Below are 20,973 nucleotides of genomic sequence, written 5' to 3' on the forward strand. Positions count from 1 at the left end.
AAAGTTTTATGAAAATAATTTTAAATCTTTTCAAGATCACAAAAGCATATCGTAATGTTTATTTACAAAAGTTTCATGTCCATTATGATATAAATTTTTTACATTAAAATTTACCAATATCCCTTTGGGTTTTTTCATTAAGTTAATATAATTTAAAATTTGTGCACGGTGAATTTCTTTCAGCTCTGAAACTGCTTTTAATTCAAGTACAATTAAATCTTCAATTAAAAAATCACAAAAGAAGTCACATTCAAGATCTTTACCTTTATAAATAATAGGAATTTTAAACTCTGACTTAAATTTTATTTCTCGTAATCTAAGCTCTTCTTCCAGACATTTATGATAAACACTTTCCAATAATCCGGCTCCTAAAATTTTGTGAACTTCTATGCAGGCACCATTAATCTTGTAAGTTAAATCGGTTAAATAAGCTTGTGTAATCATTAAAGCTTTTGTGACTTTTGTGGTTAAACTATTTTGCTGGAATAATTTTACCTGAAACTTCACCGAAGCCAACACGAATTCCGTCTTTTTCAGCCCACGCTTTCATGGTTACGGTATCGTTGTCATCAATGAATTTTCTTTCTTCACCATTGTTTAAGGTAATAGGATTTTGGCCTCTCCAGGTTAATTCGAGCATAGAGCCAAAAGACTTAGGATCATTTCCCGAGATGGTTCCGCTGGCGTACATATCCCCAACTTCAACATTACATCCGTTTACCGTATGATGTGCGAGCTGTTGGGTCATATTCCAATACATATGCTTGTAATTGCTCTCACAAATAAGGTTTTGTTCACCATTTTCAGGTTTAATGTAAACTTCGAGGTTGATATCATAATTTTTATCCCCTTCGAATTTTAAATATTCCAACACTTCAGGATCTTGCGCCGGTGAAGCTGTTCTGAACGGCTCTAATGCTTCCAGCGTAACGACCCATGGTGAAACGGATGACCCAAAGTTTTTAGCGAGAAATGGCCCTAACGGTACATATTCCCATGATTGGATATCTCTTGCAGACCAGTCATTAAAAACAACCATTCCGAAGATGGCATCTTCTGCATCTTTAGTGGAAATACTTTCGCCCATCTCTGTATTTTTGTTAATGATGAATGCCATTTCCAGTTCAAAATCCAGTTGTTTACAAGGTCCGAAAACAGGTTTTTCTACATCTGCAGGCTTCATCTGACCTTTAGGACGGTTGATTTCCGTTCCTGAAACAACGATCGATGACGCTCTTCCATGGTAGCCGACAGGAAGATGTTTCCAGTTTGGTAATAAAGCATTGGCAGGATCTCTGAACATTTTTCCTACGTTGGTAGCGTGTTCAATACTGCTGTAGAAATCTGTGTAATTCGGGATGTGTACCGGCATCATCATTTTTACTTTATCCAGATCATAAAAGGCTTCTTCAATAGTCTTTTCATCTTTGGAAAGTATAGAATCCTCCTGTAACAGCTCCTGGATTTTCAATCGGACAGCATTGGTTACCGGTTTTCCCAGTTCGATAAATTCGTTTAAAGTATACGCTTCAAACACATTATCAATAAGACCTTCGATTTCTTCAAAATAACCGTAGTCATAAAGTGTGGCAAGGTCTACAATCTGGTCTCCGATTCTTGTACAACAACCGATATATTCTTTGTTGAAAACGGCTACACCGAAAGGGATATTATGTATAGAAAAATCTGAATCTGCTGAATATTCTACAAATGATTTCATAATTTTAGTATTTAATTTTGTAAGATGTGAACACAATTCAGCCGATATCTATGGGATGAGCATATAATATTGGACAGTTAAATTGTGAAAATATTTATGATTTTAATTTAAACTAAAAATTTACTTTTTAGCTTTAGCCTTAGCCTTCGTGATAGCGTCTTCGTCAATCCATCTGGCTTTGGTATTGACATCAATCAGGTACAAAATATTGTCCTGTCTGGTTAAAAGTAAGTTTTTGGTAAGAGGGACTGGAATTTTTTTATTCTCAAGCATATCGGCTCTCAACGAAATCATATTCTTTTTTCTGACAATATCTCCTGAGAATACATTTGAACTGCTTTGCCCTGTTTGTTTATCGTCAAATACTTCCACGTAAGTAGCCTTGTTTCCTTTAATGACGATAAAATCCCTTTCTGTGTGGTCTGCCTCATCTTTGATGAAAACAAATTTCTTATTGTCAATATTTACAGATTCAAGGTTTTGGTTTACTCCTGATCGCTCTTCCAGTCTGGTAAGAATCTGGTCCATTGTTCCATATTGCGCTTTTACTCCGAATACTGCTCCGACAAATAAAATTCCCAAAAATGTTTTCCTCATAACGATGTGTTTAAAAAAAAGTTTTGCCAGGATTGTGCATCCTGACAAAACTTTCTATTATTATTAAATTTAAAGATTTCCTCTTCTTTCCTGCTCTCTTTCCAATGCTTCAAATAAAGCTTTGAAGTTTCCGGCACCAAAGCTTTGTGCACCGTGTCTTTCAATAATTTCAAAGAAAAGAGTAGGGCGGTCTTCCACAGGTTTTGTAAAGATCTGTAGTAAATACCCTTCTTCATCATGATCAATAAGGATGCCTAACTCCTGAAGTTTTCTAATATCTTCATCAATATGTCCCACTCTCTCCGGAACCATATCGTAATAAGCTTCTGGCGGAGCAGATAAGAATTCAACACCACGTTTCTTCAACTCGCTTACGGTGTGGATGATATCTTTTGTCGCTACGGCAATATGCTGTACCCCTTCGCCTTCGTAGAAATCAAGATATTCTTCTACCTGAGATTTCTTTTTACCTTCTGCCGGCTCATTAATCGGGAATTTTGCATAACCGTTTCCGTTTGACATTACTTTAGACATCAGCGCCGAATATTCGGTGTTGATCTGCTTATCATCAAAAGAAAGGATGTTTACAAATCCCATTACTTTTTCGTACCATTCTACAGTCGGGATCATTCTGTTCCAGTCCACGTTTCCCACACAGTGGTCTACATAAAGTAAGCCTGCTTCCTCAGGATTGTAGTCGCTTTCCCATTTTTCATAACCTGGTAGAAAAGACCCTGTATAATTTTTTCTTTCAACGAACATATGTACCGTTTCCCCGTAGGTATAAATTCCGGACATTCTTACTTCACCGTTTTCATCAGTTAAAGTTACCGGCTCCAGATAGGGCTTTCCACCTCTTTTGGTTGTTTCTTCAAAAGCTTTGTATGCATCATCAACCCAAAGTGCCAAAATCTTAACTCCGTCTCCATGTTTTTTTACATGTTCATTAATCGGTGAATCAGATTTTAATCCTGTGGTAAGTACCAATCTGATTTTTCCCTGCTGAAGAACGTATGAAGCACGGTCTCTCACTCCGGTTTCAGGACCGGCATACGCTACAGACTGAAAACCGAAAGCGGTCTTATAATAATGGGCAGCCTGTTTTGCATTTCCTACATAAAACTCAATGTAATCGGTACCGTTAATCGGCAGGAAATTCTCTGCTTGAGCAATTTTTTCGGCAAATGTAAGTGTTGACATATTTTAATTTTTACTTTTATATTATTGCTTGCAAATTACGAATTTCTCCCAAATACGAAAAATATTAACAAACAAACGTTAGGTAAGCTATAAAAGCGTTTAAATTAATATCATTTAATGTTTAAATCTCTCATAAGCGGCTCTTTCCAGCATTTCCCTATCATCCGGATGAGCGATACTGATCAGTTCCTGTGCCCGCTGACGAAGATTTTTACCATACAGATAAGCGGTGCCGTACTCCGTAACCACCCAGTGGATATGTCCTCTTGTTGTCACGACTCCCGCTCCAGGCTTAAGGTAAGGTACGATTCTGGAAACTCCTTTTTTTGTTCTTGAGGTGATGGCAATGATCGGTTTTCCGTCTTCGCTTAGTGCTGCTCCTCTCATAAAGTCCATTTGTCCGCCGATTCCGCTGTATTGCATGGTTCCGATGGAGTCTGCACAGACCTGTCCGGTAAGATCGATTTCAATGGCTGAGTTAATTGCTACCATTTTTTTGTTCCGCATAATATTAATAGGAAAGTTTACGGTACCTACATCATCGAAAGAAAATACGGTATTATCATCTACATAATCATAAAGTCTTCGTGTGCCGAAGCAGAAGCTGGTAATGGTCTTATTGTCGTTGTATCCTTTATATTTATTGTTGATCACATCATTTTGAATCAGATCAATAACACCGTCACTCAGCATTTCTGTGTGTACGCCCAGATCTTTATGATTTCCCAAGCATTTTAACACGGCATCAGGAATCGTTCCGATACCCATTTGCAAGGTAGATCTGTCTTCAATCAGTTCCGCCACATTTTTTCCGACTTCCATTTCTTCAGGGCCTACTTTTGCGCCGTAGTCAACGGTTGGAAGCTCTTCTTCATGCCACACCAGTTTATTAATTTTGCTGATATGAATCATTCCGTCTCCATGCGTTCTCGGCATTAAAGGATTGACGATGGCAACAATGATTTTTGCGGTATCTACAGCAGCTCTCGCAACATCTACAGAAGTTCCCAAGGTACAGAAACCATGTTTATCTGGAGGTGAAACTGTTATTAAAGCTACATCTAAAGGCAAAATATTTTTCCTGAAGAGAATAGGAATCTCGCTTAAAAAAACAGGAACAAAATCTCCTCTGTCAGAATTTACGGCATCTCTTACAGGAGAAGAAACAAATAATGAATTGACGAAAAATTTATCTTTATACTGAGGTTTTGCAATTTCAACATTTCCCTGTTGCGTAATGGAAACCATTTCAACATTTTCGAGGCGGTGAGATTGTCTTGCAAGCTCGTCGATCAGATGATTGGGCGTACATGCACTGCCATGAAAAAAAACGCGGTTTCCGCTTTTGATAGTATAAATTGCTTCTTCTGCACTGATATAATTATACATACTGAAATTTTTATATATTTTTTCTCTGACTTAAAGATAGTTTATATTGTTTTTATTAAGACCAAATATGCAAAGATTTTTATCATGTTTGATGCTGAAATGATCAATAAAAAAAACCGGATCTGTCAGATTCGGTTCTTTTATATTTAGTTGAAAATTATTCTTGCGAGCGGTCTTCCATGGTTTTGTCCTGTTCTTCCAGCCATGAAGTTTTATAGGAAGGATCTTCAACTTTCAGTGCTTCTTCCGTTATTTTCAATGGACGGAAAGGGTCGACCATTACAGCATATTCTTCCGTGAATTTTTTTCCGATACTTCTTTCCATTGCTCCCGGATGCGGTCCGTGAACAATTCCTCCCGGATGAAGGGTAAAGTCCATTAAATCAATGTGATTACGGCTCATGAAATCTCCTTCCGTATAGAATAAAACTTCATCAGAATCAATATTCGAGTGGTTATACGGTGCGGGGATGGCCATCGGATGATAGTCATACATTCTTGCGCAGAACGAGCATACCACAAAATTGTGTCCTTCAAAATTCTGGTGAACCGGTGGCGGTTGGTGGATTCTTCCCGTAATTGGCTCAAAATTCTTGATATTAAATTTATAAGGATAAAAATAGCCATCCCAGCCAACAACGTCGAAAGGATGCGTTGCATAAATGAAATCGGTAATCTGGTTTTCCTTTTTTACTTTAATTAAAAACTCTCCCTTTTCATCCTTGGGCTCAACAAAAGTGGGAGCGACAATATCTCTTTCGCAGAACGGAGAATGTTCTAGCAGCTGACCAAACTCATTTCTGTATCTTTTCGGAGTGTAGATTGGGGAATGACTTTCCAGTACGAAGAAAACAGTATCATCCGATTTTAGTTCGACCTGATAAATGGTTCCTCTTGGAATGATTAAATAGTCGCCAACAACAAAATCCAGGTCACCGACAAAAGTTTTAAGTGTTCCGCTTCCATTGTGTACGAATAAAAGCTCGTCGCATTCTGCATTTTTATAAAAATAATCCGTTGATTTCCGGGGTTTGGAAAGTCCCATTTTCAGGTCATTGTTGACCATCAGAAACTTTCGGCTGTCCAAAAAGTCATCTTCAGGAGTTACATTCATTCCCTTAAACATTCTTGGCGTTACATTTTTGTCAACGGCAATTTTAGGCGTTACATCTTTGGCTTCGCCGATTGATTTGATCTGTGTCGGACGGTGAATATGGTATAATAATGAAGAAATTCCATGAAAACCTTCCGTTCCGAAAAGTTGTTCATAGTAAAATTTATCTTCAGGAGATTTGAAAATCGTATGTCTTTTTTGGGGAATATTTCCCGACTGATGATATCGCATTTTACTTTTATATGTAGTTTTTCAAATGTAATACTTTTTCATGAATTGAATTTAAACAATATTCCAGCATTAGTTTTGTGATTAAAAAATAATTGTTAGCTTTGTCTAACAAATTTATTTCATGAAACGAATACTGCTTTTTATTGTCTTTTTATCCGGGTTTTGTTTTCCTCAGAAAACTGACAGTTTGAATATGAATGATTCCCAAAATATAGATTCAATTGCAATTAAAAGTAAAAAGGAAATTAAGACAAAAGACATTGATGATGTAGTTATGACAGGAACTTTGAAGCCTGTGAGCAGATCAAAAAGCCCTGTCGCCGTAGAAATATACAGTCAGAAATTTTTCCAGAAAAACCCGACACCGAACATTTTTGAAGCTATTTCAATGGTCAACGGAGTAAAGCCGCAGCTGAACTGCTCAGTTTGCAACACGGGAGATATTCATATTAATGGTCTTGAAGGTCCTTACACAATGATCCTTATTGATGGAATGCCGATTGTTAGTTCACTTTCCACGGTATACGGACTGAGCGGAATTCCGAACAGTCTGGTAGACAGAATTGAAGTAGTGAAAGGCCCGGCTTCTTCTATTTATGGTTCTGAAGCGATGGGTGGAGTGATCAACATTATCACCAAAAATGCGCTGACCGCAACGAAATTGAGCATTGATGTGATGACAACCACCTGGAGTGAGAATAATCTCGATTTGTCAACAAAATTTAACGTTGGTAAAAATATCGCTTCTTTATTAAGCCTAAATTATTTCAGCTTTGAAAAGAAGTTTGATGAAAATAATGACAATTTTACGGATGCAGCATTACAGAACAGAATTTCCGTATTCAATAAATGGAATTTCAGGCGTAAGGAAAATCGACAGGCAAGCTTTGCATTACGGTATCTGTACGAAGACCGTTTCGGAGGAGAAATGCAGAGGAATAAGTCGTACAGAGGAAGTAATGAAGTGTATGGTGAAAGCATTTATACAAACAGGGTAGAAGCTTTTGGTGTTTATCAGTGGCCTTTGAAAGAAAATATCTTTACACAGTTTTCCTATAATTTTCATGATCAGAATTCATTTTATGGAGACAATCCTTTCACGGCGACTCAAAAAGTTCTTTTTACCCAAACTTATTGGAATAAAAAATTCGGAAACCATGATCTTATTGCAGGTTTTACTTTCAAGCGGACTTTTTATGATGACAATACTCCCGGAACATTATCAACTGATGGGTTATCAAATTCGCCAATGAGATCTCCGATTTTAGGAGCATTTATTCAGGATCAATGGGAAATTGACGAGAAAAATACAGTACTGGTCGGGTATAGGTTTGATTATGATAAAATTCATCACGAGATCCATTCTCCGCGTTTTGCATGGAAATTTGCTCCGAATCCTTATCATACGCTCAGATTCAATTTTGGGACGGGTTTTAGGGTCGTCAATCTTTTTACGGAAGATCATGCAGCATTGACGGGCTCACGTGAGGTCGTTATTCGGACAAATTTAAAACCTGAGAAATCAATCAATGGAAACCTGAATTACATCTGGAAAATTCCTGCAGGGAAAAATCTGATCAATCTTGATGCGTCTGCATTTTATACGTATTTCAGTAATAAAATTGTCGGTGATTTTGATACAGATCCTGAAAAAATTATTTATGATAATCTTCATGGTTACGGTATTTCCAGAGGTTTATCTTTAAATGTTGATTACAATTTCAGTTTTCCGTTAAATGTCGGTTTGGGTGTGACTTATCTTGATGTTTATCAGAAGTTTGATGATGAAAGGCAGAAGTCGCAACAGCTTCACGCCCCGAAATGGAGTGGGACGTATAATTTAAGTTATAAATTTCCAAATAATTTGACGATTGACTTTACAGGACAATTCTATGGACCAATGCGACTTCCGGTTTTACCGGATGATTACCGCCCGGAATATTCACCGTTTTACACTTTGGCCAATATTCAGGTTTCGAAGGCTTTTAAATCAGGATTTGAGGTGTATGGCGGAATCAAAAATGTATTCAATTTTACCCCGAAAGATCCTTTGATGAGACCGTTTGATCCTTTTGATAAATATTTGAATGATCCTGTTGGCAATCCTTATCACTACACTTTTGATACAACGTACGGATACGCTCCGATGCAGAAAATCAGAGGTTTTTTGGGAATAAGATACATTTTAAAATAAAGACTAAGTAATCAAAGATTTTGACGCAAAGAATTTATTTTTTAATAATAATTTTTTAGAAGCAACGTAAATAAATTGTCATGCAAAGCTTGAATCGTTAGCTTCATCAAATCAACTTGTTGATCAGACTTTGCTTACGTTAATAAAATACGATACAATTAGAACTTTGCGTAAATCTAAGGCAATAAGATAAATACAGTAAAATGAAGATTATAATACGATTTCTATTTCTAATGTGTATGCCCTTTTTTTGTTTCTCACAGATAAAGACAGTCACTTTTGCGGATTTAGAAATTCTTCAGAAGGAAAACTCAAAGCCTATTATTATTCATATCTATACAAGCTGGTGCCCGGTTTGTAAGATTGAATCTTTTGAATTGAATAAAGACAAAGATCTGGTAAAATTGATCAATGAAAATTTTTACTTCGTCAATTTTGATGCGGAAAAAACGAAAGAGAAAATCCGTTTTCAGGGAGAGGAATTTAATTATGTATCCAACGGAAGTTCCGGGATTCATGAACTGGTTTTGGCTTTATCAAAGAATAAAAAACAGCCTGTTTATCCGTTATGGATTATTATAGATAAAAATGGAAATTTGGTTGACTATCATGAGGGGTTGTTTCGGGCTGAAAAGATGAAGAAAAAGCTTGGTGAGCTTTTTGATTTTTAGTTTAATGAGATCTAGCGGATTTGATAGATTTTATTTAGCCCTGATTGAGCGGTATGTTTGAGCTCTTTTCTATTTTCGGCGGCGGCAAGGCCGCCGCCGAAAATAGAAAAAGCGAGTAGCGAAAGCAGGAAAAAGCTCCTCAATTATTTCAAAAGCACTGCAACAATCGCTAAAATCGCGGGTAAAGCCTGAACAAAAAATATCTTTTTCGTCGCAGAAATGGCTCCGTAAATTCCAGCTACCGCCACACATCCAAGGAAAAACAAGGCAATATTGGTTTGCCATTTCGGATCTTCGATAAGAAAAGACCAGATCAGTCCTGCGGCTAAAAATCCATTATACAGTCCCTGGTTGGCTGCCAATCCTTTTGTCGGTTTAAACATTTCTGCGGGTAAAGCTGCCTTGAAAACTTCCTTGCCTTTGGTTTCCCAGGCAAACATTTCCATCCAGAGAATGTAAAGATGTTCGATGGCTACTGCTGCAATTAAAATTTTGGCTACGATCTCCATGATATATTGTTTTGTCTTTGTAAAACTAAAAAAATAAAGTTAAGTTTGATCATACAATTTTATAAATGGAAAGTTTTAAACAACATTTGGATAAATTTATCACTATTGATGCTGAAGAATTTGCTTCCATCATTTCCTATTTTCAGGTGTTGGAAGTTAAGAAAAAGCAGAATCTGATGCTAGAGGGAGAAATTTGCAGGTCGTTTTTTTTCGTTGTAAAAGGCTGTCTGAGAAAATTTTTTATCAATGAAAAAGGTGTTGAGCAAACAACAGAATTTGCCATAGAAAACTGGTGGATCACCGATACATTCGCCTATGAAAGACAGATAAAATCTAATTTCTTTATTCAGACGGTGGAAAAATCCGTTATTTTAAAAATTGACCTTCAATCTCAGGAAGAATTGTTGAAAAAACATCCGTTGATGGAAAGATACTTCAGAAAAGTCTATCAACGCGCTTATGCTGCGGCGGAGAGGAGGATACGATATCTTTATGAATTTTCGAGAGAAGAGTTATACGTACATTTCAGTACACAGTACCCTTGGTTTATCCAGAGAATTCCGCAATATTTAATTGCTTCATTTTTAGGGTTTACCCCGGAATATTTAAGCGAAATCAGGGCGAAATTACGTTCTTAAACCAGTTTAAGATTTTTAGGATCTATAAATCGGAACTTTGTCTCAGAAATTTAAAACAAAATATTATGAACGCAAGATTCGATTGGACAACAGTTCACCCAGCTGCTTACAAAGCAGGAATAGGAATGGAAGAATCCCTTAAAAACAGTTTTTTAACGCCAATTCAAAAAGAATTAGTTAAAATCAGGGCTTCCCAGATCAATGCATGCGCTTTTTGCCTGAATATGCATACCAAAGATGCATTAAAATATGGTGAAACGCCACAGAGAATTTTCCTCCTGAATGCGTGGAGAGATGCTAAAGAATTGTTCACCGAAGAAGAGCAGATTATTCTACAAATTACGGAAGAAGTTACGCTGATTAGTAATAAAGGACTTTCGGAAGAAACTTATCAAAAGGCAAAAGTACTCTTTAATGAAAATCAGCTGGCAGATATCATCATGGCTGCTGTCGTAATTAATATGTGGAACAGAATCGCCATTTCTACGCATATGCCTATCGCTAATTAATAAGGTGTAAATAAACAAGAGCTTTTCATCATCGAAAAGCTCTGATTATTTAAGGACATTTGAGCTGAAGAACGTTTGCATTTAAAGGCTGTTCGACTTTCCGCTCTAATTTTTTGTCATTAACATTGATATAAATTTCCATAGAGCCGGTTCCTACATGAAGCGACAAAATATGTCCTCCGTAAGCATTAAATTTGTCATCAGTTGCAACACCATGTACGTGGATCGACGGGCCTTTTTCGTTCCAGGCAACAGACCCGGTTAAGCTCCCCACTTCTACTTTTTTGAATGTTTTGGGATCAAATTTCTTTGCTTCAAAATCGTAAAATCCAAATGTAACTTCTGAAGCAAAACCTATTCCTGTGAAACTTGCCGAAGGAATATTTTCGTTTTTTGCAAGGTCTTCAATATGAGCAAGCACGTCGTCGCCCTGTCTGAGTACCATCAGGTAGCCGGACGGTGTCTTGATATACCTGCACGGATCTTTTTGCTGTGCGGAAATTGTATTCATTGTTATAATCATTAATAAAAAGATAAAATTTTTAAAACTATCCATAATCAATTATATTTAGTAAAACCATGAAACTTCCACACCAAACAGGAAATGTTGAGAAAATTATATGCTTTTAATTAAAGTAAATAAAATAATTGTCTACTTTCCTGTACTATTTTCACTAAATAATTTCAGTTAAATAAATCTGTGGCTTTTCCTGAAGTTTTTCTTCAACCAAAGCTCCGAACGCCTGAATATAAGGTTGTTTATTATGCTGTTCCAAACCTTCTTCGCTTTCCCAGATCTCGTAGAAAACAAATTGATTTTTATCTTCAATGCTTTGATGAAGCCTGTACAATTCGTTGGCTTCTTCTTTCACGGTTTCTTTCACCATATTCTGAAGAACCTCCAAAACCTCTGTTCTGTATTCTTCTTTTGCTTTAATGACGGCTGTCAGATAAATTTTCATAGTTAAATAAAATTTTCGATTGAATAATGTTGAGGTTTCCAGTTCAGTTCCGTTCTTGCTTTATCGGCATTGCACAAACTATTGGATGCAAACCCGAAATATCCTCCGGCAGGACCAAACGTATTTACGGCTTCCTGCACTGTTACTGACTGCGCAGCCTGAAGCTTATACCGTTCACTTATTTTTTCTGCCAGATTTTTTATGGTTGATGAACCGTTTTCAGCATAATATAAAGATCCGGCTTTTGCTTTTTCCAGCGCAAGTACATACAAGTCGGCAAGATCTTCAATATGAATGTTTGACCATATATTTTCTCCTTTTCCAAAGTAAACTCCAAATCCTTTTTCTTTGGAAAGATTGATCAAGGCAGGAAGCTGTATGCTGTTCTTCTTTATTCCCAGACCTTCTCCATACACCATTGTAGGAACAATAACGATGCTTCTTATATCTTTTTTAGCAGCCAGAAGAATATGTTGATTAATAAGTACCCGGGAAGCCATTTCCAGTCTCGGTTGTAAGGGAATATCTTCCGTAAAAACAAAATCGCTTTTCTCCCCATTTTCTTTTCCTCCGAAAATTGCTGATCCTGAAGTGAAAATAAATGTTTTTCCGCTTCCTTCAAGGGCATTTATAATACTGTCTGCTGTATAAGCATCATCTGCAGAATCTGCATTATGAATAATCGCATCTGCATTAGAAATAGCATTCCGAAGAACAGTTTCATCATGAATATTTCCTACGATCGTTTCAATTCCTGCTGCTTGTAGTTCCTTAGCTTGCGCATCATTTCGAATCAATCCGATTACCTGATAGTTTTTATCAAGTAATTTTTTGGCTACAGTTCCACCGATATATCCGGTAATTCCTGTAATTAATATTCTTTTCATAAGATTAGATTAATTGCGTTTGCAGTTCTTTTTCAAAAACTTTAACAAGATGTTCTCTGTACAATTTCATATCCCGTTCAACATTCGCATTCTTTTCTACATCATGGAAATGAAAACTTTCCATTTTTTTCAACGAAACAAAAGCATTCATCCTGTGAAAACCGAACAATGGTCCGTCATCAACACTTGTTTCATTGAAAAATTCTCCCGGAAGTGTAAATGCTGTTTCAGGAGCGTTCCAGCTGGTGGTAACCATATATTTTCTTCCTTCCAGCATTCCTCCGGTCCCGTAATTGATTTCCGGATTGTCAGACGTTCTCCCGTCACTCATGTAAATTCCTTTGGCGTGACCTGCTGTAAAGACTTCATCAATATATTTCTTTAATCCGTTCGGCAGCTGAAACCACCAGATCGGTGTATGATAAATGATATAATCTGCCCAAACAAACTTTGCAACTTCTTCATTTTTGTCATATCCTTCATTCACGTTTGTGATTTTCACATCCACATTTTCAAATGTTCGTAAAACATCCAATGTATTTTCTGCTATAGTTGCATTGTATTTTCCTCCGGAATGACCGAAATTTTGTCCGCCGTTAATAATTAGTACTTTTTTCATTTTTGTATAAATAATTTTATGGGTACAAAGGTATTGTGTGGTTTGCTATAAATAAAATAATAAAAATCATAACTAAATATCATTTAAATAATACTTATTGTATTTGATTGTATTTCAGTAAATTATATCAAGTATAGACTTGCTTTATCACTCTTATTGATGATGAAAATATTATAATTGTGATTATTTGAATAAATTTGCATCATAAAAGTAATACCTATGGTTAATTTAGAATGGTACAGAACTTTTAAGGCAATCTATAAATCAGGAACCCTTACAGAAGCAGCGGATACCTTATTTATTTCCCAACCCGGTGTGAGTCTTCATCTCAGTTCGCTGGAAGCGTATGTTGGATATAAGCTGTTTGACAGAACCGGAAGAAGAATGATTCCTACAGAAAGAGGGAAAGTTTTGTTTAACGCTATTTCGGAACCGTTGTCAAAACTGGAAGAAGTAGAAAAAAACTTTCAGAAATCCACGGAGAAGCTTACGCCCACGATCAGTGTCGGCATGTGTTTTGAGACTTTTCAGACAACATTGGAGCAATATGTTTCAAGTTTGCCGTTCAATCTTATCATCAGTTTTGGAGAATATCGGGAAATGCTCGATCAGCTGGACAAAGGAATTTTAGATTTAATCATTACTCCGAAAAAAGGAGTGTCTCCAAATATCGAACATGAAGCATTCTCTTCGGAACAACTCATTCTCGTAGGCGGAAAAGATGTTAATATCGCTGAATTTGAATATGTTTTAAATGATAAAGGCATCGAACATGCAGAAGAATGGCTGAAAAATGAAAAATGGTACGGTACAGCCGGAGATATGGAGCATCTTTTTCAATTTTGGATCCTGAATTTCGGTCATAAGCCGAATTTCCGTCCGAATTATATTGTTCCGAATCTCAATTCTATCGTACGTTGTTTAAAAGGTGGTTCCGGATTAGCAGTCGTTCCTGATTTTCTCTGTAAAAAAGAAATTGAAGATGGCGAAATACAGTTGATCTGGGAAGGCCAGAAACCTCTGAAGAATACACTTTATTTCGGTTGTAGAAAAAAAACAAATTATCAGAAAGAGATTGATCATATTAAAGGATTGTTCAGACAAATGATGGGAAAGGAAATTAATGTTTAATAAATTTAAAAATATATAAATAAATTATTATGGAAAAGAAAACATACGCAGGACAGCCTGTAATCACATTGAATAATGGTGTTGATATTCCGGCATTAGGTTTCGGAGTATGGCAGATGGACGATCTGAAGGAGTGCGAAAATGCTGTTCTCAAAGCTATAGAAACAGGATACCGAATGATTGATACGGCTTCCATTTATCAGAATGAAACTGCCGTTGGAAATGCCATTAAAAATAGTGGAATAGACCGCGAGCAGCTGTTTGTAACCTCAAAGCTGTGGGTTCAGGATACTTCCTATGAAAAGGCAAAAAGTGCTTTTCAGAGAACATTGGACAGATTGCAGCTGGATTATTTAGACATGTATCTTATTCACTGGCCCTATGCCGATTTCTTAGGAGCGTGGAAAGCCATGGAGGAACTTTATCAGGAAGGAAGGATCAAAGCAATCGGAGTCTGCAACTTTCCAGTGGAGAAATTAGAAGAATTAAAAGCTCATGCTAATGTTCTTCCGGTGATTAACCAGATTGAGTTGCATCCGATTTTTCAGCAAAAAGAACTTCAGGTGTACAATAAAGAAAACAACATCATAACTCAGCCATGGAGCCCGCTTGGAAACGGAAATGCAGGCTTATTAGAGAACGAACAGTTAAAAGCTATTGGTGAGAAATACGGAAAGACAGTAGCTCAGGTCATTTTGAGATGGCACCTTCAGGAAGGATTCTGCGTGATTCCGAAATCGGTGACTCCATCAAGGATTGAAGAAAATTTCAATGTTTTTGATTTTGAATTGACAGAAGACGAGATGAATGTAGTACGTTCTTTAGATACCGGGAAAAGATTATTTTTTGATCCTAAAGATCCTGAGTGGGAACATAAAATGTTGAATGCTGTTGCGGATATTTAATTTAAATCGAGAATTTAATAAAAAGAAGTGATAAATATTTATTGCTTCTTTTTTATTAAAAAATATCATTTAACTTTACTTTAAACTTAATAACTAAAATTATGGAAACAAAAGTAAATGAACAGATTACAGATTCTGTCACACAGACAAATGTAAAAGTGGTGGGAGAATCTCCTGCGATGGCAATGGGAAACATTTATCAAACTGCTGCCCATTCTACGGGACTTCTATTTCAAAAAGCCGTTAATGCTCAAAATCAGCAGAATATTCTTGCACAGGCGGCGGCTAATCAGGGTGTCATGCAGATTTATAGTCTTGATACTGTTTCGGATGCAATTGCTGCTTCAAAAATATTAAATGGAAATGATCATTAAAAAAGTTTAGAGCCGATGGAGAAGGCTGAGAAATTTCACCTGAAACAGATAAAAACAGCATAAATTAATAGTATTTTTGCTGTCTTAAGGTATTACAAAAAATCATGAACAAAATATTCTTATCATTTCTCCTGTTTTCTCTTATTTCCTGTAGCAGCAATGACGAAGAACAAGATTTCAGCAATAAAGCTTCAATTGTAGGAAAATGGTATGTGGAAAAAGCCGAGATTTATCGGTCCTTAAATCAGCAGACCCAAACCTCTTTCTCAACGGATTGCCAGAAAATGAGCACACATGAATTTACTGCTACCCATCTTATTTCGATTTCTTATGCCCAGATCAACAATACCTGCGAAAAAACCGATGCTGTAACAAAGAAATATATATTTGATAAAGGAAATGGTAAATTCTGGTTTGAAAATGAAGAAAATTATCCGTATTTCGTGACTCAGCTTAATCAAACCGACATGGTTATGGAAGACCGCACTCAGGATTTTGATGGGGATGGTACCAAAGATGTACTAAGACGTTTTTATAAAAGAATCAATTAAAACAAAAACTCCTTTCGGTTTGAAAGGAGTTTATTTTATATTCAATCGTTTATTTTGTAAGATCAAGTCCTCCGAAATTACCCGAACTCATCATTAGGTATACTCCCTGGGATTTATCCAGCGTATTCCAGTATTCGTGAAGATCTTCGGCATTGGTAAAGACTTTTAAGTTTTCATTTTTAAACTTTTCTTTGATTAGATCTGGAGAGATCGGCTCCATTCTCTTGATCTTTAAAGCATCTTCCGAATAGAAAACCACTGCTTCATCAAGTCCATCCATGGCGTGATCGTATTGCTCTAAAAAAATGGGATTAAGGCTGGAGTAAGTGTGCAGTTCCAGAAAACCGTATTTCTTTTCGTTTTTAAACTGCTCTTTAAAAGCTTTTACTGCAGCCTTTACTTTACTTGGCGCGTGGGCAAAATCTTTATAAAGTGTTCCTTTATCATCCCTTTCTACTTTTTCAAGGCGTTTTGAAGCCCCTTTAAAACTCATAATTGCTTCATAAAAATCTTCATCCATGATTCCAAGGTGCTGGCAGATGTGTCTTGCCCCTTCAAGATTCAATAAATTATGAGCTCCAAAAACCGAAAGTGGAATATCACCCATTTCTGTTTTTAGATGAACTTTTCCGTTTACGATTTCATACTCGGGAGTTTTATATGGAATTTTTCTGAAATAGTTTTCAGCATTTTCCACTACTTTTACCACCTCAGGATCTTCTTCGTTGTAGACCAGAATTCCGCCGGGCGTAATGCTTGCTACAAACTTCCTAAACTGGTCCACATAATCATCAAAAGTTTTAAAAACGTTGATGTGGTCCCACGCAATCCCGCTCAGTAAAGCAATATTCGGTTGATAGAGCAAAAATTTTGATCGAAGATCAATCGGTGAAGAAAGATATTCATCTCCTTCCAGTACCATAAAATCATTATCGCGGGTCAACTTTACCATACAGTCAAAACCTTCAAGCTGAGCGCCCACCATGTAATCCACATCTTTCTGATGAAAATTCAGGACATGAAGGATCATAGAGGTAATTGTTGTCTTTCCGTGGGAACCGGCGATCACAACTCTGGTTTTATTTTTAGACTGCTCGTATAAAAATTCAGGATAAGAGTATATTCTTAAACCTAATTCTTTAGCTTTTGCCAATTCAGGATTATCCTGATGAGCATGCATGCCGAGAATGACAGCGTCCAGGTCAGAAGTGATTTTTTCAGGAAACCAGCCAAGCGTTTCAGGGAGAATTCCTTTCTTTTCAAGTCTGGATCTTGATGGCTCAAAAATAGCATCGTCCGAACCTGTAACCTGATATCCTTTATCCTTTAATGCAATGGCAAGATTGTGCATAGCACTTCCGCCGATAGCGATGAAATGGGTCTTCAATTGTATTACTGTTTTTTTACATTAGTATTAATGATCTCCTGGAATGCCGTTGTAATGTTTGTCCAGTTGGTTTTATAATTAGGCATTATTGCACTGGCATCGGTCTTACTGCCTGAATGATGGCCTTTTTTTATATTGATGGAAGTTGATACAAAGTCATAGATTTTCTTATGATCTTCCTCAATTCTCCTGAAATTGTTTTTTGAAAGGATATTGTCCAGTTTTTGTAAATCTTCATTAGAAATTTTAAAATTCTGCTTTATTTTTTTACCCTGGCCTTCAAAAGAATAATGGGCATTATTGCCTTTAATCAAAAGGTTTTCATAAATCGGCGCAAACCCTCCGCTTTTGGAATAGCTGATGTCGAAATCCGAATACATTTTTTGACTGTTGCACGATACTAATACGATGATGGCGAATAAGATTTCTAATATTCTTTTCATAATTTTTTACTTTAATGATCTGAATCCTTTTGTTCCGTTTTTTTAGCTTTTAATTCCTGATCATACTGGTGTAGCACATTAAAATCCTCAGTCTGTTCAATAGCAGTCATGATTTTATGTAAAATTTCCTGAGCGTTCTCTTTATCATAATCAATATCGAGTGGGGGTTTAAATTCCATGGTCGGCTTTACTCCTGTTACTTTCACACGAAGTCCTTTTTTATCAAAAGCCCTGCGGAAACCATTTATTTTTATAGGAATTACAATAGGACGCTGATTCTTGACCAGTTTTGCCGTTCCTCTTCGTCCCTGCGCAAAAGCAGAAGTTGTTCCCTGCGGAAAAGTGGCGACCCAGCCGTTATCCAGAGCTTTCATGATGTTATCCACTTCACTCATGTCAACCATTCTGTTCACGTTTTTGCCTTCAGCCCGCCATGTTCTTTTTACCGTTACAGCGCCGGCGATTTTAAATATTTTAGGGAGAATTCCTTTATTCATCGTTTCTTCTGCAGCAACGTAATAAAAGTCTATTTTGGGATTCAGCAAATAAATCGGATTTTTTATCGTATTAAGATATCCGTTATTCACAGAGCAGAACGCATGATACATCGCAGCGACATCAGCAAAATAGGTTTGATGGTTAGATACAAACAACACATTGGAATCCGGAAGATCCACAAGATTTTCGGTACCTGTAATTTTTAATTTATTAAATCCATTGAATCTTCTGTACGATACGATTCCCAATATGAAAATAATGATCCTTTTTAAAAAATAAGGAGTTCCGAACGCATCGGTGAAAATATTTTTCTTCGCCATCTTTCAATTAAACACAGTGGTGCAAAGTTACATTTTTTTCAGCAACTGGCTGAATTCGCTTAATATCATCGCTGTTGCGCCCCAGATAATATATCCGTTGAAATTTATAACAGGCACTTCATTTCCTCCTGCTGTCGGCAGGGCCATGATCTCGGGCTGGTCCGGAAGACTTAAGAAACTCGTGATCGGAAATTCGATTACTTCAACAGCCTCAGTCTGCTGTAAAATAAACTCAGGATTTTTCCGGGTATAAGATATATAAGGATACACATAAAAATTACTTGGTGGAATATAAATAGGAGACATTTCCCTTATAATTCTCACATAATGCTTTTCAATCCCGATTTCTTCAGAAGTTTCACGGATAGCCGTTTCGGCAAAGTCCTTATCTGTTTCTTCACGCTTTCCGCCCGGCAGCGAGATTTGTCCGCTGTGTCTGTCGTGTTCATTGATGGTTCTTTGAATCAAAGGAAAGTGCCACTCATCATTTTTAAGATAAAGAATAATATTGACAGCCGCAAACTTAGGATTTTTTGTTAAAACTTCGTCATAAGTAAACACAGGACGGTAGGGCGGTGAGAAGACTCCATGAGCGTTCTCTCCCGGCAATGCAGTACTTTTTATTTTCCGTAGCAAATCTTTTCCAAAACTCATATCCAAATTTAATAATATATTTTTAAGAAAGGAAGCAATACGACAGTTTTAATAATGATCGACATAAACATCATAAATAATATGGTACCTATTATATATTATAGATTCATATCTCAATATAAGGCCATCATTCCTCTTCCTAAAACTCATCCACTCTCAACACTTCGGACTTTCCAACCCTCCAACCCTTTTACTCTCGTACTCTCCAACTCGCCTATTTTTCAGAGCTCCGCTCATACTCCTCGCGCCGACCTTTACCGATGTGCTCCAGCACCACACCCTTTACGCTCCAACGCTCCAGCCCCGCTGTGGGGTAACCGCTTCGATCCGGGCTAGGGTATGGGGCTTTCTTTCAACAGTCACCTTGCAAACCTATGACCAAACTCTCCAACACATTTAATAAAGAGGGCCGCTCAAAATAAAAAGCACCTGAATATTATAAATTCAGCATCTGCATCATCAGCCAAATCCGCGAGAGATTAAATTAAAAATAAAATGATAAACACGCTCTCCAACCCTTTACGCTCCAACGCTCCAGCCCCGCTGTGGGGTAACCGCTTCGATCCGGGCTAGGGTATGGGGCTTTCTTTCAACAGTCACCTTGCAAACCTATGACCAAACTCTCCAACACATTTAATAAAGAGGGCCGCTCAAAATAAAAAGCACCTGAATATTATAAATTCAGCATCTGCATCATCAGCCAAATCCGCGAGAGATTAAATTAAAAATAAAATGATAAACACGCTCTCCAACCCTTTACGCTCCAAGCGTTCCTTTTCGTGCTGTGGGGTAACCGCTTCGATCCGGGCTAGAGTATGGGGCTTTCTTTCAACAGTCACCATCCCAAACCTATGACCAAACCCTTCAACATATCTTTAATAAAATAGGATTGCAGATATTAAAAGCACCTGAATATTATAAATCCGGAATCTGCGTCATCAGCCAAATCCTCGAGAGATTAAATTAAAACAAAACCATAAATACGCCCTCCAACACAACTTCCCACTACCGCTCACACCCTAAATCCTCAACAACCAAACGTTAGTTTAAAATTATTCTCCCTAGGTCTCAGTGATTTAAGGATTAATATGAACGGATTGTTAAACTTTATGTATGGTTTACTTGTTTTGTAATTATAATAAGCTCTATCTTTGCCCCACTGAAAACGAGAGATAGTAAGTAGCGCAGACGAGCTTTTAGATAAGCGGTAATAAATAAAGAATACTCTAAAAAAGGATACAAAAAACAGTTTTTGACATTAATTTTTTTTAAGAAAAAAAGTTGTGGAATTAAAAAAGATTTGTATTTTTGCAGTCCGGTAAAACGGAGCGTAGGAGTAGGAGATTGAAGGTTTAGGAAAGAGTTAAGGTTAAGAAAAAAAACTTTAAAAATTCTTTTAAAAACATTTGGTCATTAAGAAATAAGTTATTATTTTTGCACTCGCAAATACGAAGCAACACTGACAGAAAG

The 20,973-nt window shown here is 36.8% G+C and carries 23 protein-coding genes; 8 read left to right on the forward strand and 15 right to left on the reverse strand.

From position 1 onward, the window contains the following. Positions 1 to 36 precede the first annotated feature (36 nt). From BMW64_RS13160 to BMW64_RS13185, 6 genes are all read right to left on the reverse strand, one after another. Positions 37 to 444 (reverse strand): GxxExxY protein, encoded by a 408-nt coding sequence (locus tag BMW64_RS13160; RefSeq protein WP_090000411.1) that lies wholly within the window; start codon positions 442 to 444, stop codon positions 37 to 39. Positions 445 to 472: 28 nt separating this feature from the next. After that, positions 473 to 1,720, reverse strand: coding sequence for a fumarylacetoacetase (fahA, locus tag BMW64_RS13165; RefSeq protein ID WP_090000412.1), 1,248 nt, complete (start codon positions 1,718 to 1,720; stop codon positions 473 to 475). Positions 1,721 to 1,840: 120 nt separating this feature from the next. Continuing rightward, positions 1,841 to 2,317, reverse strand: coding sequence for a hypothetical protein (locus BMW64_RS13170; RefSeq protein ID WP_090000413.1), 477 nt, complete (start codon positions 2,315 to 2,317; stop codon positions 1,841 to 1,843). A 69-nt stretch (positions 2,318 to 2,386) separates the two neighbouring features. Beyond that, complete coding sequence (hppD, locus tag BMW64_RS13175; RefSeq protein ID WP_090000414.1) at positions 2,387 to 3,517, reverse strand: 4-hydroxyphenylpyruvate dioxygenase; 1,131 nt, start codon at positions 3,515 to 3,517, stop codon at positions 2,387 to 2,389. 114 nt (positions 3,518 to 3,631) lie between these two features. Next, positions 3,632 to 4,906, reverse strand: coding sequence for an acetyl-CoA hydrolase/transferase family protein (locus BMW64_RS13180; protein WP_090000415.1), 1,275 nt, complete (start codon positions 4,904 to 4,906; stop codon positions 3,632 to 3,634). A 157-nt stretch (positions 4,907 to 5,063) separates the two neighbouring features. Continuing rightward, complete coding sequence (locus BMW64_RS13185; RefSeq protein WP_090000416.1) at positions 5,064 to 6,251, reverse strand: homogentisate 1,2-dioxygenase; 1,188 nt, start codon at positions 6,249 to 6,251, stop codon at positions 5,064 to 5,066. 121 nt (positions 6,252 to 6,372) lie between these two features. On the opposite strand from BMW64_RS13185, the gene BMW64_RS13190 reads away from it, so the two are divergent. After that, complete coding sequence (locus BMW64_RS13190; RefSeq protein ID WP_090000417.1) at positions 6,373 to 8,445, forward strand: TonB-dependent receptor plug domain-containing protein; 2,073 nt, start codon at positions 6,373 to 6,375, stop codon at positions 8,443 to 8,445. A 203-nt stretch (positions 8,446 to 8,648) separates the two neighbouring features. After that, positions 8,649 to 9,116: a thioredoxin family protein gene (locus tag BMW64_RS13195; protein ID WP_090000418.1), complete on the forward strand. Its 468-nt coding sequence runs from the start codon at positions 8,649 to 8,651 to the stop codon at positions 9,114 to 9,116. A 143-nt stretch (positions 9,117 to 9,259) separates the two neighbouring features. On the opposite strand, the gene BMW64_RS13200 is transcribed toward BMW64_RS13195, so the two are convergent. Then, complete coding sequence (locus BMW64_RS13200; protein WP_090000419.1) at positions 9,260 to 9,625, reverse strand: DUF1304 domain-containing protein; 366 nt, start codon at positions 9,623 to 9,625, stop codon at positions 9,260 to 9,262. A 65-nt stretch (positions 9,626 to 9,690) separates the two neighbouring features. On the opposite strand from BMW64_RS13200, the gene BMW64_RS13205 reads away from it, so the two are divergent. Further along, the gene (locus BMW64_RS13205) at positions 9,691 to 10,263 is read left to right on the forward strand and encodes a Crp/Fnr family transcriptional regulator (RefSeq protein WP_090000420.1); all 573 of its coding nucleotides are present in this window, start codon (positions 9,691 to 9,693) and stop codon (positions 10,261 to 10,263) included. Between the two features lie 65 nt (positions 10,264 to 10,328). After that, positions 10,329 to 10,772, forward strand: coding sequence for a carboxymuconolactone decarboxylase family protein (locus BMW64_RS13210; protein WP_090000421.1), 444 nt, complete (start codon positions 10,329 to 10,331; stop codon positions 10,770 to 10,772). A gap of 49 nt (positions 10,773 to 10,821) precedes the next feature. On the opposite strand, the gene BMW64_RS13215 is transcribed toward BMW64_RS13210, so the two are convergent. From BMW64_RS13215 to BMW64_RS13230, 4 genes are all read right to left on the reverse strand, one after another. Continuing rightward, positions 10,822 to 11,283 (reverse strand): PPC domain-containing DNA-binding protein, encoded by a 462-nt coding sequence (locus BMW64_RS13215; RefSeq protein WP_228400919.1) that lies wholly within the window; start codon positions 11,281 to 11,283, stop codon positions 10,822 to 10,824. Between the two features lie 163 nt (positions 11,284 to 11,446). Further along, on the reverse strand, positions 11,447 to 11,734 hold the full coding sequence (locus BMW64_RS13220) for a putative quinol monooxygenase (protein ID WP_090000423.1): 288 nt from the start codon (positions 11,732 to 11,734) through the stop codon (positions 11,447 to 11,449). 2 nt (positions 11,735 to 11,736) lie between these two features. Beyond that, the gene (locus tag BMW64_RS13225) at positions 11,737 to 12,621 is read right to left on the reverse strand and encodes an NAD-dependent epimerase/dehydratase family protein (RefSeq protein ID WP_090000424.1); all 885 of its coding nucleotides are present in this window, start codon (positions 12,619 to 12,621) and stop codon (positions 11,737 to 11,739) included. 4 nt (positions 12,622 to 12,625) lie between these two features. Next, positions 12,626 to 13,240, reverse strand: a complete 615-nt coding sequence (locus tag BMW64_RS13230; RefSeq protein ID WP_090000425.1) for an NAD(P)H-dependent oxidoreductase — start codon at positions 13,238 to 13,240, stop codon at positions 12,626 to 12,628. Between the two features lie 219 nt (positions 13,241 to 13,459). Here BMW64_RS13230 and BMW64_RS13235 point away from each other — a divergent pair, with 219 nt between their 5' ends. The 4 genes from BMW64_RS13235 (at position 13,460) to BMW64_RS13250 (ending at position 16,201) form a co-directional block, all read left to right on the forward strand. Continuing rightward, on the forward strand, positions 13,460 to 14,371 hold the full coding sequence (locus tag BMW64_RS13235) for a LysR family transcriptional regulator (RefSeq protein ID WP_090000426.1): 912 nt from the start codon (positions 13,460 to 13,462) through the stop codon (positions 14,369 to 14,371). Positions 14,372 to 14,400: 29 nt separating this feature from the next. Next, positions 14,401 to 15,276 carry an aldo/keto reductase gene (locus BMW64_RS13240; protein WP_090000427.1) on the forward strand — a complete coding sequence of 292 codons (876 nt, stop codon included), beginning with the start codon at positions 14,401 to 14,403 and terminating at the stop codon, positions 15,274 to 15,276. Positions 15,277 to 15,377: 101 nt separating this feature from the next. Continuing rightward, positions 15,378 to 15,650 carry a RebB family R body protein gene (locus BMW64_RS13245; RefSeq protein ID WP_090000428.1) on the forward strand — a complete coding sequence of 91 codons (273 nt, stop codon included), beginning with the start codon at positions 15,378 to 15,380 and terminating at the stop codon, positions 15,648 to 15,650. A 104-nt stretch (positions 15,651 to 15,754) separates the two neighbouring features. Next, a complete protein-coding gene (locus BMW64_RS13250) occupies positions 15,755 to 16,201 on the forward strand; it encodes a lipocalin family protein (protein WP_090000429.1) in 447 nt (148 codons plus the stop codon). 49 nt (positions 16,202 to 16,250) lie between these two features. On the opposite strand, the gene BMW64_RS13255 is transcribed toward BMW64_RS13250, so the two are convergent. The 4 genes from BMW64_RS13255 to BMW64_RS13270 are packed head-to-tail and all read right to left on the reverse strand — an operon-like array spanning position 16,251 to position 19,503. Then, positions 16,251 to 17,588: a UDP-N-acetylmuramate--L-alanine ligase gene (locus BMW64_RS13255; RefSeq protein ID WP_090000430.1), complete on the reverse strand. Its 1,338-nt coding sequence runs from the start codon at positions 17,586 to 17,588 to the stop codon at positions 16,251 to 16,253. A gap of 5 nt (positions 17,589 to 17,593) precedes the next feature. Then, complete coding sequence (locus tag BMW64_RS13260; protein ID WP_090000431.1) at positions 17,594 to 18,031, reverse strand: hypothetical protein; 438 nt, start codon at positions 18,029 to 18,031, stop codon at positions 17,594 to 17,596. An 11-nt stretch (positions 18,032 to 18,042) separates the two neighbouring features. Then, positions 18,043 to 18,849, reverse strand: a complete 807-nt coding sequence (locus tag BMW64_RS13265; protein ID WP_090000432.1) for a lysophospholipid acyltransferase family protein — start codon at positions 18,847 to 18,849, stop codon at positions 18,043 to 18,045. A gap of 27 nt (positions 18,850 to 18,876) precedes the next feature. Then, positions 18,877 to 19,503: an NUDIX hydrolase gene (locus BMW64_RS13270; RefSeq protein ID WP_090000433.1), complete on the reverse strand. Its 627-nt coding sequence runs from the start codon at positions 19,501 to 19,503 to the stop codon at positions 18,877 to 18,879. Between the last annotated feature and the right edge of the window lie 1,470 nt (positions 19,504 to 20,973).

This window comes from Chryseobacterium taichungense, from assembly GCF_900109935.1.
Lineage (GTDB): Bacteria > Bacteroidota > Bacteroidia > Flavobacteriales > Weeksellaceae > Chryseobacterium > Chryseobacterium taichungense.